We start from the raw sequence: 16,617 nt of genomic DNA, 5'->3' as shown, positions 1-16,617 counted from the left end.
TGACTCATCCAGCCAAGAAAGGTCTTGGCGTGCGCTGCCAAGCGCGGCGCAGGGGCGACTTCTAGAATGCAGCGCAATGAGTTCTGCTTCCAACGCACCCGATCCGGCGCCAGCTTCGGCCCCGGCCTCCGCCCCCGCTCCCTCCCACCCGAAACCGATTTGGCCCGGGCTTTTGTTGGCAAGCTTGGGCGCCGTGGCTTTCTCCGGCAAGGCCATCATCGTCAAGCTGGCGTACCGGCATGGTGTCGATGCGGTCACCTTGATCATGCTGCGCATGCTGTTCGCGCTGCCCTTGTTTGTGGCCTTAGCCTGGTGGGCCGGCCGCGGCAAGCGGGCGCTGACGCGGCGCGATTGGATCGCTGTGCTGGGCCTGGGATTCTCGGGCTATTACCTGGCCAGCATGCTGGATTTCGCGGGCCTGGCTTATGTCAGCGCCAGTTTTGAGCGCCTGATTCTTTACCTCAACCCCACCATCGTGCTGCTGCTGGGTTGGGTGCTGTTCAAGCGCCGCGTCAGCACGCGGCAGCTGCTGGCCCTGGCGCTGAGCTATTCGGGTGTGCTGCTGGTGTTCGGCCAGGAATTGCATTTGCAAGGCGCCGATGTGCTGCTGGGGGCGGCCCTGGTGTTCGGCAGCGCGGTGAGCTATGCGCTCTATCTGGTGTTCAGCGGCGAGGAGGTCAAACGCCTGGGGGCGATGCGCTTGACCGGCCTCGCCAGCACGGTGGCCTGTGTTCTGTGCATTGGTCAGTTTGTGCTGCTGCGGCCGCTGGGCAGCTTGGGCGCGGTGGCGCCTGAGGTGATCTGGCTGTCGGTGCTCAATGCCACGGCCTGCACGTTTGCACCGGTGCTGATGGTGATGATGGCGATTGAGCGGCTGGGTGCCACGCTGGCGGCCCAGACCGGCATGATCGGCCCCATGTCGACGATTTTGATGGGCGTGGTGATTTTGGGGGAACCCTTCACGCCCATGGTGGCTGCGGGCACGCTGCTAGTGCTGGGCGGCGTGTGGCTCTTGACGCGTTGGAGGTAATGCCATGGATTTGGGTCTGCAAGGGCGCTGGGCGCTGGTGTGCGCCGCCAGCAAGGGGCTAGGGCGCGGCTGCGCGCAAAGCCTGGTGGCCGAAGGCGTGAATGTGGTGATCACTGCGCGCGGCGCGGCCGATTTGCAGGCCACGGCCGAGGCGCTGCGGCGCTTGAACCCCGCCGTTGAGGTGCGTGCGGTGGTGGGCGACATCACCACGCCCGAGGGCCGCGCGGCGGCGCTGGCGGCCTGCCCGCAGGTGGACATCCTGATCAACAACGCCGGCGGCCCGCCGCCGGGCGATTTCCGCGATTGGCAGCGCGAGCATTGGCTGGCCGCGCTGGAGGCGAATATGTTGACGCCGATCGAGCTGATCAAAGCGACCGTGGATGCGATGGCTGCGCGCGGCTTTGGCCGGGTGGTCAATATCACCTCGGCGGCGGTCAAGGCGCCGATCGACATCCTGGGCCTGTCCAACGGCGCTCGCTCGGGCTTGACGGGCTTTGTGGCCGGCTTGGCGCGCCAACCCGGTTTGGCCGGGCGCAATGTCACCATCAACAATCTGCTGCCCGGGGCTTTTGACACCGAACGCTTGCAGAAGAACATCGCGGTGGGAGCGGCCAAGAGCGGCATGGACGTGCCGCAGGCCGCCGCCAAACGCAGCGCGGCCATCCCGGCGCAACGCTTTGGCACGGCGGAAGAATTTGGCGCCATCTGCGCCATGTTGTGCAGCGCGCAGGCGAGCTATCTCTCCGGCCAGAACATCTTGCTGGACGGCGGCGCCTACCCCGGGGCGTTCTAGCCGACGCGGCATCAGCTTTGCGCGACTCTCGGCACGAAGCGCGCAATCCTGGCAGGATGGCGAGATTCTTCCGCCAAGCATTTGAAAGGGCCGACACCATGACGAGTAACTGGACCAGCACCGAGCAGGTCGTGCGCATTGATCAAGTCGGCGGCCCCGAGCAGATGAAGCTGGTGGCGGTGGAGACCGGCATGCCAGGCCCCGGCGAAGTGCGCATCCGCCACAAGGCCTGTGGGCTTAATTTCATCGACATCTATCACCGCAATGGCAGCTATCCGCTGCCCATGCCCGCCGTCCTTGGCATGGAGGCAGCCGGCGTGGTGGAAGCGGTGGGCGAGGGCGTGACGCATCTGGCCGTGGGCGACCGCGCCGCTTATGCCAGCCCGCCGCCTGGGGCTTACGCCACGGCGCGGGTGCTGCCGGCGCGCTCGGTGTGCAAGCTGCCCGAGGGCATCGACTTCGAGACCGGCGCGGCCATGATGCTCAAGGGCTTGACCGCTCAATACCTCTTGCGCCGCACCCTGCCGCAGGGCGGCTTGCAGGCCGGCGACCATGTGCTGTTTCATGCCGCTGCCGGTGGCGTGGGCCTGATCGCCTGCCAATGGGCCAAGGCTCTGGGGCTGCAATTGATAGGCACGGCCGGCTCGGATGAAAAATGCGCGCTGGCGCTGCAGGCCGGCGCGAGCCATGTCATCAACTACCGGCGCGAGCCCGACTTCGCCAGCCAGGTGAGAGAGATCACCGGTGGCCGCGGCGTCAAGGTGGTGTACGACTCGGTGGGCGCGGACACCTGGGAGGGTTCACTCAACAGCCTCGCACCCTTCGGCCTGCTGGCCAGCTTTGGCAATGCCTCGGGCATGGCTCCGCCGCTGAACCTGGGCACGCTGGCGGCCAAAGGCTCGCTCTACGTGACCCGGCCGACCCTGTTCACCCATCTGGCCACGCGGGAAAACAGCCAGCTGATGGCCGACGACTTGTTCGCCATGGTGCTCAGCGGCCAGGTGAAGATCCCTGTAGAACAACGGTATCCGCTGGCCGAGGTGGTGCAAGCGCACCGGGATATGGAAGCCCGCAAGACGGTGGGCTGCGGCATCCTGCTGGTCTGAACTGCTTAGTCAGTCGGGCGTGCCCGGCTGCGCCGGCGTTGCGGGCTTAGGCGCGCGCCGCAGCGGCACCTCGAAGCTGAAGCAGGAACCGGTACCGGCCGCGCTTTCCACTTGCACCTGTCCGCCCATCAGCAGCACCAGGCGCTGCACGATGGTCAGGCCCAGGCCGGTGCCGCCGAAGCGGCGGGTGATGCTGCCATCGGCTTGGGTGAAGGGCTCAAAGATATGTGCAATCTGATCATGCGTCATGCCGATGCCGGTGTCATGGACGGCGAAGCGTAGGCGCAGCAGATCGGGGTCGGCATTGTCGGCTTTGGCGGATGCGGCGGCTTGGGCTTCGCCAACCGGGCTGTCGCCAGCGTCGTTACTGTCACTGCTATCCACGCGCTGGATTTCCACCCGAACCTCGCCGTTCTCGGTGAACTTGAGGGCATTGCCCACCAGGTTGACTAGCACCTGGCGCAGGCGCAGGGCGTCGCCCACCGCATGCTGGGGCACGCCCGGCTGCACCCGCGCATTGAGCTGAATGCCTTTTTCATGCGCCTGCAGCAGCAGCGGGTGCAGGGCCTCGCGCAAGCAGTCGTGCAGGGAAAATGGCGCTTGCTCGATGATGACGCGGCCGGATTCGATCTTGGCCACATCCAGCAAGTCGTTGATGATGACCATCAGCCCCTTGGCGGAGTTGTGGGCCAGTTCGATGAAGCGGCGCTGCTTGTCGTCCAACTCGGTTTGCAGCACCAACTCGGTCAGGCCCAATACACCGTTCATGGGCGTGCGGATTTCGTGGCTCATATTGGCCAGGAAGCTGCTCTTGGCCAGGCTGGCGGCCTCGGCCACTTCACGGGCGACTTCCAGCGCCGCTTGGCTGGCCTTGAGGTCGGCGATATCGCGGGCGTTGAGCAGCAGCACCTGCTCGCCGGTGACCGGGTCGCGCATGGGGCGGGCGTTGACGGCATGCCAGCAGCGACCTTGCTCGGTCAGCAACTCCACATCGTCCTTATAGCTTTGACCGGCCTGCACATGCGCAAAGATCTTGGCGGCATCGGCCAGGTCCAGGAACACGCTGCCGAAGTCGCTGGGCTTGAGGCCAGGCCCGCTGTGATCGTTCTTGAAGGCCAGGGCTGCGGCCGGGTTGCGCATCAAGAAGCTGCCGTCCTTCAGGCTGAACACGGCGATGCGAACCGAGGTGTGTTGCAAGGCTTCGACGCCGCGGCGCAGGCCTAAGTCCTCGCCGCTGGCCAGTGAGTCGGCGGCGAAGAGCATGACCTGGCGGCGATCCGGCGTGCGGATGCCGCGCGACACCAGCATGACGGTGGTGGGCACGCCCTTGGGGTAGAGCGTCCATTGCTCACGCACGATTTTTTCTTGCGCATGGTCGGCGGCGGTGACGGCCAGGCGTTCACGCACGGCCTCGGCGGTGTCGGTATGGCTGCGCGACAAAAAAGCCTCGGCGCTTTCGGCCTGCCAGAAGCGCAGGGCCGCTGCATTGGCCCAGACATTGCGCATGTGCTCTTGGTCGAACACCCACATGGGCACATCGAGCCAGTCGTAGTGGGTCAGGCAGGAGAAGTCGAGCATGGACGTTGGTGGGGGCGGCGGAGGCGGTCAATGGGCGCTAGGCGACATTGTGGCGTGGCCGGCTTGCCTTCTGCTTGCGCTTCGGTCCGCCTCTGGCTCAAATCGGGAAATATTTGATCCTTGGCAGACCTGCAGCACTTCGCCCTCAGGCCGCCTGGGTCGGCGGGCTATCCACCACCGCCTCGCGGTAGGCATGCCAGCTGGCGTGGCCCAGCAGCGGGCCGACGAGGATCAGGCCGGCAAATCCCGGCAGCAAGGCCAGCACCACCAGCACCGTGATCAATGCGCCCCAAACCAGCATCACGCCCATCTGCGTCAAAACCAAGCGCATGCTGGTCAGGCCGGCGCTGATGGCGTCGGTCTCGCGGTGCAAGAGCATGGGCATGGAGATCACGCTAACGGCAAAAATCAGCGCGGCGAACAGACCGCCCACGGCCACATAGGCCGCGATAAAGCCGAGGTTCTGACTGTCCACCAATTTGCTCAGCGAGCCCGCGAAGTCGGGCATGCCATTGAAGCTCACCGCAAACACCACCAGGGCCGAGCGCGCCCACAGCATTTCGAGAATGAGCAGCACAAAGCCGAAGATGGCCAACTGCCCAGTGCGGCGCCGCCAGACGGTGAGCGAATCCAGCAAGCGCGGCGTCTCACCCACTTCCAGTCGGTAGCTGACTTGGTAGAGGCCCAGGCAGGTCATGGGGCCGACCAGCAAGAATCCTGCTGACAGCGCCAGGGTGTAGACCGGCGCATGTTTGAAAACCGCCACCAGTGCCCAGCCCATCAGCATGAAGCACAAGCCGTAAAAAGCGCCGATGAGGGGCGCGCGCATGAAGTCGCGCCAGCCCAGCGCCAGCCAGTGGAAGGGGGCGTCCAAGCTGAGCGTGCGCAGCTGGATGGCGAAAACGCTGTCGGCCGGAATCTCGTCCCCGGCGACAGGGGTGGCCAGGGGCTGGACGGGGGGGTTGGCAGGGGTGCCGGGGGCTGGGGCATCTATAGGCGTCATGCCAGCCAGGGTAGGCCAGGGGCCTGATGCCCACCAGGGGAGTTTTCCTAGCCGGTTTTACCCTTTGCGCACCCGGCGCAACTCATCCAGGATCAGCAGCACGGCGCCGATGGTGATGGCGCTGTCGGCGATGTTGAACGAGGGGAAGTAGTACTTCGCGCCCCAGTGGACTTGAATGAAGTCCACCACATAGCCGTGCATCAGGCGGTCCACCACATTGCCGATGGCGCCGCCCAGAATCAGGCTCAGCGCACTGGCAAACAGGCTTTGCTGGCCATGGCGGCGCAGCATCACGGTGATGAAGACGGTGGCCGCCGCGCCCAGGCCGACGAAGAACCAGCGCTGCCAGCCCCCGGCGTCGTGCAAGAAGCTGAAGGCGGCGCCGTAGTTATGCACCCGCACCACATTGAAGAAGCTGGTGACGTAGCGGCTGTCGCCGAGCTGGAAGCTACCGAGGATCAGCACCTTGGTGAACTGGTCCAGCAAGATGATGATCAGGGCGATGCCCAGCCACAGGCCCAGGCGATTGCCGCCGGCAGTTTTTTTTGTTGCCATGAAAGTGGGTTCTATTGCGCCAAAGGTCGTTCAGGCCACCAAGCGCGTTTCGCCCGCGCCGTGCAGATTGCTGTCGCAGCGGCCGCAAATGGTCGGGTGCTCGGGATTGCTGCCGACGTCATCGCGGTAGTGCCAGCAGCGCTCGCACTTTTGCTGCGTGGACGGCGTGACCGTGACGCTCAACTCATCCGCCGCCACCAGGCTGGCCGCCGAGGTGATCAGCACGAATTTCAAATCCTCGCCCAGGGACTGCAGCAGGCTCAGGTCTTGCGGGTTCACGCCCAAAACCACCTCGGCCTGCAGCGATGAGCCCACGCCACCGGCGGAGCGCACATCCTCGATGGCCTTGTTGACCGCTTCGCGAATTTCGCGGATGCGGCTCCACTTGGCCAGCAACTCTGTGTCAGCAGACTCGAAGGTCCAGTAGGTTTCGGTGAAGATGCTCTCACCCGGCTGGGCGCCGGCAAAGATCTTCCAGGCTTCCTCGGCGGTGAAGCTCAGGAAGGGTGCCATCCAGCGCAGCATGGCCTGGGTGATGTGCCACAGCGCGGTCTGCGCCGAGCGACGCGCCAGCGAGCCGGGAGCGGTGGTGTAGAGGCGGTCCTTCAGCACATCGAGGTAGAAGGCGCCCAGGTCTTCCGAGCAATACACCTGCAGCTTGGCCACCACGGGGTGGAACTCGTAGCGCTCGAAGTGGGCCAGGATGTCGGCTTGCAACTCGGCCGCGCGGGCCAGGGCGAAGCGGTCCACTTCCAGCAGCTGGTCCAGCGGCACGCTTTGAGTGGCAGCATCGAAGTCGCTGACATTGGCCAGCAAGAAGCGCAAGGTGTTGCGGATGCGGCGGTAGGCGTCCACCACGCGGGCCAGGATCTTGTCGTCCAGGCCCAAGTCACCCGAGTAGTCGGTCGACGCACACCACAGGCGCAGGATCTCGGCGCCCATCTTGTCGCTGACGGCTTGCGGGGCCACCACATTGCCCTCGGACTTGCTCATCTTGCGGCCCTTGCCGTCCACCACAAAACCGTGGGTCAGCAAGCCCTTGTAGGGCGCGCGGCCGTGCAGGGCGCAGGCGATCAGCAGGCTGGAGTGGAACCAACCGCGGTGCTGGTCATGGCCTTCCAGGTACAAATCAGCCTCGGGGCCGCTCTCGTGCGCCGCACCCTTGTGGCTGCCCTTGAGCACATGCTCAAAGGTGGAGCCGGAGTCGAACCACACGTCCAGGATGTCGCTGCCCTTGCTGTAGTGCTCGGCTTGCTCGCCCAGCCACTCGGCCGGGTCCAGCTTGGCCCAGGCTTCCACACCACCGGCTTCCACCAAGGCGGCGGCGCGCTCGATGAAGGCCAGGGTGTCGGGGTGAGGCTGGCCGCTGTCCTTGTGCAGGAAGATGGGCAGGGGCACACCCCAGCTGCGCTGGCGCGAGATGCACCAGTCGGGGCGGCCGGCGATCATGTCGCGCAGGCGGGCGCGGCCGTTCTCGGGATAGAAGCCGGTGGCTTCGATGGCTTCCAGCGCGGTCTGGCGCAGGCTCTTGGCCGGCGCGTCGATGGCGAACAGGCCTTCGCCCTCGTCCATGCGCACAAACCACTGGGCTGCGGCGCGGTAGATCACCGGCGTCTTGTGGCGCCAGCAGTGCGGGTAGCTGTGGGTGATCTTGACGTGCGAGAGCAAACGGCCCGCGTCTTCCAGCGCTTGCGCGATGACGGGGTTGGCCTTCCAGATGTGCAGGCCGCCGAACAGCGGCAGCTCGGCCTCGTACTGGCCGTTGCCCTGCACCGGGTTCAAGATGTCCTTGAAGGCCATACCGTGGCTGACGCAGCTCTGGAAGTCGTCCAGACCGTAGGCGGGCGCGGAGTGAACCACGCCGGTGCCGTCTTCGGCGGTAGCGTAGTCGGCCAGGTAGACCGGGCTGGTGCGGTCATAGCCGGCGTCCACATGGGCCAAGGGATGCTTGAACTTCAGCATCGCCAGGTTCTTGCCGACGGTGGTGGCCAGCACCGCGCCTTCGAGCTTCCAGCGCGCCAGGCATTTCTCTACCAAGGCTTCGGCCACCATGAAGATGCCGCTCGGCGTGTCCACCAGGGCGTAGACCAGCTCCGGGTTCAGGTTCAACGCCTGGTTGGCCGGGATGGTCCAGGGCGTGGTGGTCCAGATGACGGTGAAGGCGTCTTTGTTCAGCGCGGGCAGACCAAAGGCAGCGGCCAGCTTCTCGGGCTCGGCGCTCAAGAAGGCGACGTCTACGGCCGGGCTTTGCTTGTCTTGGTATTCGATCTCGAACTCGGCCAGCGAGGAGCCGCAGTCAAAACACCAGTACACCGGCTTGAGACCGCGGTAGACAAAGCCGCGCTCGAACAAGCGCTTGAGCACCCGGATCTCACCCGCCTCGTTGGCGAAGTTCATGGTGCGGTAGGGGTTGTCCCACTCGCCCAGCACGCCCAGGCGCTTGAAGTCCAGGCGCTGTGCGTCGATCTGCTCGCCGGCGTAGGCGCGGCTCTTGGCCTGCACCTCGTCGCGCGGCAGGCCGCGGCCAAAGGTTTTCTCGATCTGGTTCTCGATCGGCAGGCCGTGGCAGTCCCAGCCGGGGATGTATGCGGCGTCCATGCCCTTGAGTTGGCGCGCCTTGACGATCATGTCCTTGAGGATCTTGTTGGCGGCGTGGCCGATGTGGATCTGGCCATTGGCATAGGGCGGGCCGTCATGCAAAACGAATTTCGGTGCGCCACAGCGCGCATCGCGCAGCTTTTTGTAGACCCCATGGTCGTCCCATTCCTTGACCCAGCCCGCCTCGCGCTTGGGCAGGTCGCCGCGCATCGGGAAGGGGGTGTCGGGCAGGTTGAGGGTGGCGCGATAGTCTTTGGTGGTGCTCATGGCAAAACTCGGTGAGGCCAGGCGGGAGGCGCAGCCTTGGGGGATTTGAAGCGGAGGTGGAATGCGAATCGGCGATTCAGCGAAGCAGGGCAGATCCTGCTGTCAGCCTCAAATTCGGTCGCGGGTGGTCTGGCGCCGCAAGGCCGCGTGGGCGCCGGGCGCCTGAGCGCCCGCAAAAAATGTGCGTGCGTCGCGAACATCCTGGGCGATGGCCGCCGTCAGCGTAGCCAGCCCGTCGTAACGGGCTTCATCGCGAAGTTTGTGCAGGAGTTCCACCCGGACGAGTTTACCGTAGCCGCCCGCAGCACCCAGCTCGGCGGGCCAATCCAGGCAATGCACTTCCAGCAGCACGCGGCCGGCGTCTTCCACCGTGGGGCGCACGCCCAGCGAGGCCACGCCGTCCAGCACCTGGCCCGCCAGCCCGTGCACCCGCACCGCGAAGATGCCGTGGGCGGCCGGCTTGTCGTGGGTGAAGCGCAGGTTCAGGGTACGAAAGCCGTCGCCTGCAGCGGGGGCCGACTCGCCCAGGCTGCGGCCGAGCTTGGCCCCATGCACCACATGGCCCGAGATGGCGTAGGGCCGGCCCAGCAAGCGGGTGGCGGCGGCCATATCGCCAGCGGCCAGGGCTTCACGCACGGCCGAGCTGCTGACGCGCAGGCCATGCACCTCGTAGCTCATCATGCGGGCCACATCGAAGCCTTGGGCGCGGCCGGCGGCGTCCAGCGTGGCGTAGTCGCCCAGGCGCTTGGCGCCGAAGCGGAAGTCGTCGCCGACCAAGACGTATTTGCTGCCCAGACCCTGGACCAGCACTTGTTGAATGAAGTCTTGGGCGCTGAGCGCGGCCAGGGCGGCGTCGAAGCGCAGCACGATGACTTGGTCGATGCCGCAGCGCTCCAGCTCGCTGAGCTTGTCACGCAGCAGGGCGATGCGGGCGGGCGCCAGTTCGGGCTTGCCGAGCTTGGCGGCAAAGTAGTCGCGCGGATGGGGCTCGAAGCTCATCACGCAACTCGGCAAGCCGCGATGTTCGGCCTCCGATTTGAGCAAGGCCAGCATGGCCTGATGGCCGCGGTGGACGCCGTCGAAATTACCAATCGTCAGCGCGCAAGCGCTGGCGATGCCGGGATGATGAAAACCGCGAAAAACCTGCATGTACGGATTATCGCCGGGCAGCCGGCTGCAGCCTTAGGGGCTGCATTCAGGCAGCCTGCGTCACTGGCAAATGGCGCTGTGCCACGCCCAGCAAATCGTCCATCTCGAAGGGCTTGACCAGATAGTCATCCATGCCGCTTTGGATGCAGCGGTCGCGGTCACCGTTGACCGCGCTGGCGGTCAGGGCCACGATGGGCACATGGCCCATCGCATCGCGGCGCTCGATGCTGCGCCATTGGCGGGTGGCCTCAAAGCCGTCCAGCACCGGCATCTGGCAATCCATCAAGACCAGGTCGTAGTCCTTGCTCTTGAGCTGATCGAGCGCTTCTTGGCCATTCTCGGCCTGGTCGACCTGCAGGCCGCATTGCTCCAGCATGGACGAGGCCACCAGCACGTTGACCGCGCTATCGTCCACCAGCAGCACGCGGCCGCTCAGGCGCGGCACTTGGCGGGCGGGGCGTTTCGCGGTGGCGGCGGGCTGGCTGCTGGCTGCCTGCGATGTTGATGCCGGTGTCGATACCACTGTTGATGATCCAGGCGTGCTTGTGGCTGCCGCGAGCAACTCACCGAGGTTGCCACTCGCTGCCTGGGCAGCGGGCTCGGCCGCATCGGTTTGCGCTGCAGCCGTGGAAGGTGCTGCGGCTTCGCTCGATTTATCGCTGCTGCTGGCTTCGCAGGGCTGCAATGGCAGGGTGAATTCGAACAGCGAGCCATGGCCCGGCGCCGAGCTACAGCGCAGATCGCCGCCCATGGCGCGCGCCAGTTCACGCGAAATCGTCAGGCCCAGGCCGGTGCCGTCTTTGCGCTTGCTGGAGGTTTTGCGGCGCAGGTCTTGGGCTTGCTCGAAGGGGGCAAACACGCGCTCCAACTGGTCTGCCGCAATGCCTTCGCCGCTGTCATGCACTGCGAAGCGCAGCATGGTGCCGGCGCGCATATCGTGCACGGTGGCCACTTCCACGCGGACATGACCCTTCTCGGTGAACTTGATGGCATTGCCGATCAAGTTGTGCAGCACTTGCTTGATGCGTGAGGCATCACCCAGCGCGAAAAGCGGCAGGGCCGGGCTGAGTCGTAAATCGAAGGCCAGGCCTTTTTCATGCGCGGTTTGCGACAGCAGCTGGCAGACGTCGTCCACCGTTTCGCGCAGATTCACCGGCCCGGTATCGACCGCCAGCTTGCCGGATTCGATGCGGGCCAGGTCGAGGATGTCGTTGACCAGGGCCAGCAAGTGCTGGCCGGAACGCCGCATGATGTTGACTTGCTCGCGCTGCGTGCCGTCCAGATTGGAGCGCTCCAACAACTGGGTCATGCCCAGGATGCCGTTCAGCGGGGTGCGAATCTCATGGCTCATCACCGCCACGAAGCGGCTCTTGCTGGTGCTGGAATGCTCGGCGGTTTGCAGGGCTTGCTGGCGCTGCTCGGCCACCCAGGCATTGGCGAAGCGGTGGCGCAGCAGCTCGGTCAAGCGCTGCTCCATCTTGCGCGACTCACTCAAGGCCAGGCCCAGGAAAACCAGCAGCCCCAGTCCGGTGAAGCTTGCCGTCATCGTGCCCAAGCTGAATTGGTGCAGCACCATGGGCAGCACGGCCAGGGAGGCACAGACCAAATTGGCGCTGAAGGTATTGCCAAGAGAAAACAGGCTGATCGCCATCACGGCCAGCACCGAGGCCAGGATCAGGCCATTGAGTTCGGGTGCGCCTGGCAGGTAGAACAGATGGCCCATCACGCCCCAGCTGAAGGCATCCAGCCCCAGCAGCAGCAGGTGGCGGTGGCGCCAGGCATCGGTTTGGGCGAGGGTCAGGGTCGCGGGCTTGAGGCGCTTGAAGCGCAGCACATCGGCCCAGCGCAGCGACACGATCAGCGCGCGCATGGCCAACCAGCTCAGCAGCATGATTTTCGACAGATGGGGCCAGAACAGCAGCACCGGCACCATGCTGTAGGCCAGCCCGGCGATGCTGGGCGTGACGCTGCGGCCCAGCAAGGCGGTCAGCTGCTCGAGCTTGACGCTGCTGGCGATATTGGGGCATGAGCCCTCATCACCCACACCCGGCGAACCAGGAGATGGCTGTGTGTACATTTCTCAATCCCTCGACCACTGGGCCGGCCATGCGCCGGCGCCATCTGCTAGTGGGGCAGCCTCTGCGTGCTGCGCCCATCCTCCAAGGGGAGAGTTTGTACCTGCGGTATGTGACAAATTACCCGGTATGAACCCTAGAGCGTCGCATGGGCGCCGCAGATTTCAGGCAAACCCGCTAGGGGTTTGCGCGGGGTCAAGAGAGCGTCAGGTGCTGAGGCGGTGCTCGCTCAGGGTGTGATGAGTTTGGGGCTGCTGATCCAGATCCACTCGCCCGGCTTGAGATCGCTAGGCAAGTCCAGGGCGCCAAAGCGCGGGCGGTGCAGGCTCTCGACCCGGTTGCCAGCGGCCGCCACCATGCGCTTGACCTGGTGGTACTTGCCTTCGATCAGGGTCAGGCGCAGGCCATGGGTGCCAAAGCTCTCGGCGCCTTCGGCCTTGACCACCTCACCCACATAGGGCGTGGTGCGCACGGGCTTGTTGGCGCTGGTGGTCTCGGGCTCGCGCAACTCAACGCCTTCCAGCAACTTGGCCACCATCTCAGGCGTGACCGGGTGCTTGCACTGCGCCTCATAAACCTTGGGCACATGGTGCTTGGGGCTGGTGAGTTTGTGGATCAGCGTGCCGTCGTCGGTCAGCAGCAGCAGGCCGGTGGTGTCTTCGTCCAGCCGGCCAATCGGCTGCACATCGCGCTCGCGCAAGGGCGCGGGCAGCAGGTTCATCACGCTGGGGTGATGCTTGGGCTTGCGCGAGCATTCGTAGCCGGCCGGCTTGTTCAGAAGAATCAAGGCCTTGTCGTAGAAGGGCCAGGTCTTGCCGCTGACTTCAAAGCTGAAGCCCTCGGTCTCGAACTCGGCATCCGGGTCATCGACCATCTCGCCAGCGACGCTGACTTGCTCGTTATAGATCAAGCCCGAGCACAAGCGGCGGGTGCCGAAGCCTTGGGAGAACAGGATTTGGGACAGGCGCATTTTCATGTCGCCATTGTCCCTCAGCCGCCATCAGGTGAATACACCGGCCTTGTCCTGCATGCGCTGGCTGACTTCGCCCAGATGGTGCAAATCGTCGCCGAACTGCATGCCCATCACGGTCAGGCGCTTGAAGTAGTGGCTGCTGATGTATTCGTCGGTCACGCCGATGCCACCGTGCAGCTGGGTGCATTGCTGGCCCACATAGCGCATGGAGTTGCACAGCTGCAGCTTGGCTTGCGACAGGGCCATGCGGCGCGCGTCCGGCGCATCGCCCAGCTTGAGGGTAGCGAAATAGCTCATTGAGCGGGCCAGCTCCAGCTGCATCTTCACATCGGCCATGCGGTGGCGCAGGGCTTGAAAGCTGCTGATGACGACACCGAACTGCTTGCGCGTGTTGAGGTAGTCGGCCGTGATGGCCAGCATTTTTTCCATCGCCCCCACGCCCTCGGCGCACAGGGCGGCAATGCCCCAGTCAAGCGCCAGCTCCAGCACGGCCAGGCCTTGCTCGCGGCCCACCAGCAGCGTGGCTGGCGCGTCTTGCAAGACCAATTCGGCCGCGCGAGAACCGTCTTGCAGGCTGTAGGCCCGGGTGCTGACGCCCGCCTGCTGCCGCTCAACCAGATAGAGCGCGATGCCGCCGCCTTCGGCCGCGTCAATGCGTGCCGGCACGATGAAGGCATCAGCCACATCGCCTGCCGGCACCAAGGTCTTGGTGCCGGTGAGCTTGTGCTCGCGCGCCACTGTCTTGATCTGCTCATGCCGATAGCGCGCGCCTTGTTCTTGGTGGGCCAACACCAGCAAGGCCTCGCCGCTGGCCATGCGCGGCAGCCAGGCGGCTTGCGTGACGGCTGGCGCATGGGCCAGCACCACCGGTGCCATTAGCCCGGCTTGTGCAAAAGGCTCCATGACGATGCCGCGGCCCAGCTCCTCCATCACCACCATGGCGTCCACCGCGCCAAAGCCCAGGCCGCCCTGGTCTTCTGGAATGAGCAGGCCGCCGAGGCCGAGGCCGAGCAAACCGTCCCAGGCTTCGCGGCTGAAGCCGCCGGCCTTGACGATGCTTTGGCGGCGCTCAAAGCTGTAATCTTTCTCGACCCAGCGGCGCAGGGCTTCACGCAGCGATTCTTGGTCTTCGGTGAAATCAAAGTCCATGTCTGTGTCCTCTTAACCAAGCACCGTCTGGGCGACGATATTGCGCTGCACTTCGTTCGATCCACCGTAGATGGTGGTCTTGCGGTAGTTGAAGTAATGGCTGGCCAGTGAGGCGCAGTGGGCCGGGCCGACGTGGTCACCCTGCCAGCCGGCTTCCATCGCTTCGTGGATGAAGGGCAGGCTGTTGGGGCCGCCGGCTTGCATCATCAGCTCGCTGTAGCGCTGCTGAATCTCGCTGCCGCGAATCTTCAAAAGCCCCGCCACATCAAGCGACTGCTTGCCGCTCTTTTCCGCCGACAGCACGCGCAGCACCATCATCTCCAGCGCCACCAAGTCGACCTCCAGCAGGGCGATTTGATCGCGGAAACGCTGGTCTTCCCACAGGCCTTCGGCCTTGGCGATGCGCTTGAGGCGCTCCAGTTCGCGCTTGCCGCGATTCACATCGGCAATATTGGTGCGTTCATGGGCAAGCAGATATTTGGCATAAGTCCAGCCCTTGTTTTCCTCGCCCACCAGGTTTTCCGCTGGGACTTCGACATTGTCGAAAAACACCTCGTTCACCTCATGCTCGCCATCGAGCATGATGATGGGCCGTACGGTGACGCCGGGCGACTTCATGTCGATCAGCAAGAAGGAGATGCCGGTCTGCGGTTTGCCGGAGCTGTCGGTGCGCACCAGGCAGAAGATCCAGTCGCCGTACTGGCCCAGCGTGGTCCAGGTCTTTTGGCCGTTGACGATGTATTTGTCGCCCACCCGCTCCGCCTTGGTTTTCACCGAAGCCAGATCCGAGCCCGAGCCCGGCTCGCTATAGCCCTGGCTCCACCAGACTTCGCCGCTCATGATGCCGGGCAGATGGCGCTCTTGCTGCTCACGCGAGCCGAAAGCCATGATCACCGGGGCCACCATCACCGGCCCGAAAGGCACGATGCGCGGCGCGCCGGCCATGGCGCATTCTTCTTCGAACAAATGGCGTTGCACCGCGTTCCAGCCCGGGCCACCGAAGGCCTTGGGCCAGGCCCAGCCGTGCCAGCCCTTGGCGCCAAGAATCTTGGCCCAGCGCTGCAGATCGTCCTTGTTCAGGCGCTGGGCCTGCTGAACTTTCTGGCTGATGTCGGCGGGAAGGTTGCTGCTCACCCATTCGCGGATTTCGGCGCGAAAGGCCTGCTCCTCGGGCGTGAAGTTCAAATTCATCGGGCGTCTCCTGGCGCTGGGGCGATCAATTCTGCTACTGCTTTGTTCGAGGCTATTTTTAGCACGGCCGTGCTATTTTCAGCTGTCCCGACAGAGACAGGCCAGGGGCATGCCAGGAACTGGCGTGTTGAAGTCGCTGCCCCAATTAAAAACGGCCCCGTAGGGCCGTTGTCATTCTTGCAAAGCGGGCTGAATCAGCTGCGCTTGCTGCGGCGGGTGTAGGCCACACCAAACAGGGCCAAGCTCACCAGGGCAATCGAGCCGGGCTCCGGCACCGTGTTGGGTGCATCGGTCACGCGCAAGAAGGTCTGCGAACCGCCAAGAGGGCTGGAAACGTAGGCGGTGTAGGTGTAGTTCTTGGTTGCGCTCAGGTTCAGGCCGTTGACCGAAGTCCAGTTATTGCTGGTCAGGGCATTCAGATAGGCATCGACCTGAGTCTTGAATCCGCCTGTTGTTGCGGTCTTCAAGCCGCCGCTGGTGCTGGAATAGGCCGCCTCGCCTTCGATTTCCCAAACAGCGTATTGGAATGCCGCAGACTTGGTCGAGTTGCTCAGGCTATCGTTGTACGCGTGAGAGTACAGCGACACCAGCTTGTCCAGAACGGTGGTGGTGTTTTGAGCCTTGTAGGGTGTCGCACCGGTGTAGGCCGGGTTGGTGAACAGCTTGTTGTAGCTGCTGCTTGCGCCGCCCAAATTAAGGAAGTCACCGAGCGAGGCGGTGTTGTAAGTGGCGCCAGCCTTGTAAGCGGTCAATGGATCCAGGCAGTACACCCAGAAGGCCTCATTGTTGCTGTCCTTCACTTGGAAAGCGCCGAGGCTGGTGTTGGAGGTGGTGCTGCCAAACGTCGCGCTGACGGTCGTGGTGTTGCTGACACCGTTGGTATTCAATACCGTCGAGGCCGCCATAGCTTGGCCCATTCCCAGGCTAGCCATCAGTGCCATCGCTGCGAGAGGCGCCTTAGCGCGCAGAACAATGTTTTTCATAATTTTGGCCGATCCCTGTTGAATGGAAACAAGTTTGAATTTGTGGCGAGTAGATTAGCAGCGGTGCAATTTGTAACAACCCCGTAAATCTGGGGGGTGCTTTCCCTTGGTGTGGCAAAACTCGCAAAAGAAGCTGTTTAAGTGACCAGCCAAGATCAAGCCCACCG

General features: G+C 64.3%; 13 protein-coding genes. 3 read left to right on the top strand and 10 right to left on the bottom strand.

The annotated features are described in order from the left end of the window. Positions 1-76 precede the first annotated feature (76 nt). From AABB87_RS04610 to AABB87_RS04600, 3 genes are all read left to right on the top strand, one after another. The gene (locus tag AABB87_RS04610) at positions 77-1,030 is read left to right on the top strand and encodes a DMT family transporter (RefSeq protein ID WP_341970158.1); all 954 of its coding nucleotides are present in this window, start codon (positions 77-79) and stop codon (positions 1,028-1,030) included. Between the two features lie 4 nt (positions 1,031-1,034). After that, positions 1,035-1,823, top strand: coding sequence for an SDR family oxidoreductase (locus tag AABB87_RS04605; RefSeq protein ID WP_341970156.1), 789 nt, complete (start codon positions 1,035-1,037; stop codon positions 1,821-1,823). 98 nt (positions 1,824-1,921) lie between these two features. Further along, the gene (locus AABB87_RS04600) at positions 1,922-2,929 is read left to right on the top strand and encodes a quinone oxidoreductase family protein (RefSeq protein ID WP_341970155.1); all 1,008 of its coding nucleotides are present in this window, start codon (positions 1,922-1,924) and stop codon (positions 2,927-2,929) included. Between the two features lie 9 nt (positions 2,930-2,938). On the opposite strand, the gene AABB87_RS04595 is transcribed toward AABB87_RS04600, so the two are convergent. The 10 genes from AABB87_RS04595 to AABB87_RS04550 all read right to left on the bottom strand — a co-directional run bounded on the left by AABB87_RS04595 (position 2,939) and on the right by AABB87_RS04550 (position 16,399). Continuing rightward, on the bottom strand, positions 2,939-4,507 hold the full coding sequence (locus tag AABB87_RS04595) for an ATP-binding protein (protein WP_341970153.1): 1,569 nt from the start codon (positions 4,505-4,507) through the stop codon (positions 2,939-2,941). Positions 4,508-4,652: 145 nt separating this feature from the next. After that, the gene (locus AABB87_RS04590; protein WP_341970151.1) at positions 4,653-5,510 is read right to left on the bottom strand and encodes a DUF2189 domain-containing protein; all 858 of its coding nucleotides are present in this window, start codon (positions 5,508-5,510) and stop codon (positions 4,653-4,655) included. 57 nt (positions 5,511-5,567) lie between these two features. Beyond that, entirely contained in the window at positions 5,568-6,065 is a 498-nt protein-coding gene (lspA, locus tag AABB87_RS04585) for a signal peptidase II (RefSeq protein ID WP_341970149.1), read from the bottom strand. Between the two features lie 30 nt (positions 6,066-6,095). Next, positions 6,096-8,930, bottom strand: coding sequence for an isoleucine--tRNA ligase (gene ileS, locus AABB87_RS04580; protein ID WP_341970147.1), 2,835 nt, complete (start codon positions 8,928-8,930; stop codon positions 6,096-6,098). Between the two features lie 108 nt (positions 8,931-9,038). After that, the gene (locus tag AABB87_RS04575; protein WP_341970145.1) at positions 9,039-10,079 is read right to left on the bottom strand and encodes a bifunctional riboflavin kinase/FAD synthetase; all 1,041 of its coding nucleotides are present in this window, start codon (positions 10,077-10,079) and stop codon (positions 9,039-9,041) included. 46 nt (positions 10,080-10,125) lie between these two features. Next, positions 10,126-12,156: an ATP-binding protein gene (locus AABB87_RS04570; protein ID WP_341970142.1), complete on the bottom strand. Its 2,031-nt coding sequence runs from the start codon at positions 12,154-12,156 to the stop codon at positions 10,126-10,128. A gap of 227 nt (positions 12,157-12,383) precedes the next feature. Next, entirely contained in the window at positions 12,384-13,124 is a 741-nt protein-coding gene (locus AABB87_RS04565) for a pseudouridine synthase (protein ID WP_058722255.1), read from the bottom strand. Between the two features lie 30 nt (positions 13,125-13,154). After that, positions 13,155-14,276 (bottom strand): acyl-CoA dehydrogenase family protein, encoded by a 1,122-nt coding sequence (locus AABB87_RS04560; protein ID WP_341970140.1) that lies wholly within the window; start codon positions 14,274-14,276, stop codon positions 13,155-13,157. 12 nt (positions 14,277-14,288) lie between these two features. Beyond that, positions 14,289-15,467, bottom strand: coding sequence for an acyl-CoA dehydrogenase family protein (locus AABB87_RS04555; RefSeq protein WP_058720141.1), 1,179 nt, complete (start codon positions 15,465-15,467; stop codon positions 14,289-14,291). A gap of 194 nt (positions 15,468-15,661) precedes the next feature. Beyond that, the gene (locus tag AABB87_RS04550) at positions 15,662-16,399 is read right to left on the bottom strand and encodes a PEP-CTERM sorting domain-containing protein (RefSeq protein ID WP_341970134.1); all 738 of its coding nucleotides are present in this window, start codon (positions 16,397-16,399) and stop codon (positions 15,662-15,664) included. Positions 16,400-16,617: the final 218 nt, after the last annotated feature.

This window comes from Roseateles sp. PN1 (assembly GCF_038419725.1).
Classification (GTDB): domain Bacteria; phylum Pseudomonadota; class Gammaproteobacteria; order Burkholderiales; family Burkholderiaceae_C; genus Paucibacter_A.
The sequence above is the reverse complement of the archived record's forward strand: the minus strand, read 5'-3'. Positions and strand labels throughout refer to the sequence as shown.